Source organism: Ferroplasma sp. Type II (genome assembly GCF_000496155.1).
On the sequence record NZ_KI542747.1, the window covers coordinates 2,110 to 3,248 of the forward strand.

The window sequence follows — 1,139 nt, forward strand, 5'->3', positions numbered from 1 at the left end:
ACGCTATTATCCCCTTATTTTTCATCCTTATCACGCAGATCATGTTATGGCCAAGGCACATGAACATGTTCTTGACCCTCACTCTGGGAACTGTTGTAACGAATACGTGACCTCCATGGAATATTCCCTTTATAACAGAATACGGTCTCTCACCCCTGGATCTTTTCCTTGTTATCCTGAGATTCCTGCGGATGCTTTCCACTGGCAGCTTGTGTCCCCTGGCAGCCTTATCCATGGCTGCATCTATTCCCCTTCCTTCAACGCCAAAGTAACCCTTGTCCTTGTAATTCACGATGCCAGGAATGGATAGATCGATCTGCGAGTCATGCACTGATGCAGTGGTCGTTGCATAGTTCAGTATCATGTCATTGTCTGAATCCTGTATTGTGTGGAGCTTGTACCCGAAATGGGATCTTTTGTTCTTCACTGTCCAGGTACCGTCCTTGGATCTCCTTGTCTTTGCGTTCTTCCGCTCCTCCTCCCTTGCCTTCTTCTTTTGTTCAATCTCAATTTTCCTTGCAGTCTTTGCCTCCCTCTTTGATGTTTTCTCTTCATTATGATCCGATTCTGAAGGTTCCTTCACCGGGTTCTGATCCAAATAGATTGGTATTGTTCCGTCACCTTTCCTGTGCTTTCCATGGCCTGGATCCGATTCGATGAAAGTGGCGTCCTGAATTGTACCTTTCTTTACTGTAATGCCCTTCTCTTTGAACTGTTTCCATATCTCCTTCCAGATCTTCTTGTCCTTGTGATTATTGGAGAGCCTTTCGCGAAAGAGCCATATGGTTCTTGCATCCGGTACCGATTCAGGATAATCCAGGAAGTTCATGAAATCCAGGCGATTGTGTATCTCCTTCTCAATGGACTCATCAACTATGCCATATATGGACTGAAGGAATAGTATCTTGACCATGAGTATGGGATCATAATTTGACCTTCCACCCTTCTCTGTGTTATTAATATATAAGTCATTGAGTAAAGGCCTGATCCTTTCCCACTCTATGACAGTCTTCATGTCGGAAAGCCTGTCGCCGAATCTTTTCAACTGATCATATTTCTCCCGGAGACCGTAATTCATTATGTCCATGCATATTGATCGCGATTGCATGAATAAAGGTTTCGCTTGCAAACGTAGTAAA

At 44.1% G+C, this 1,139-nt stretch carries 1 protein-coding gene; it reads right to left on the minus strand.

Going from position 1 to position 1,139, the window contains the following annotated elements; genetic code table 11:
* On the minus strand, nucleotides 1-1,087 hold a 1,087-nt coding region (locus AMDU4_RS09425; RefSeq protein WP_021787236.1), incomplete at its 3' end, for an IS5 family transposase.
* Nucleotides 1,088-1,139: the final 52 nt, after the last annotated feature.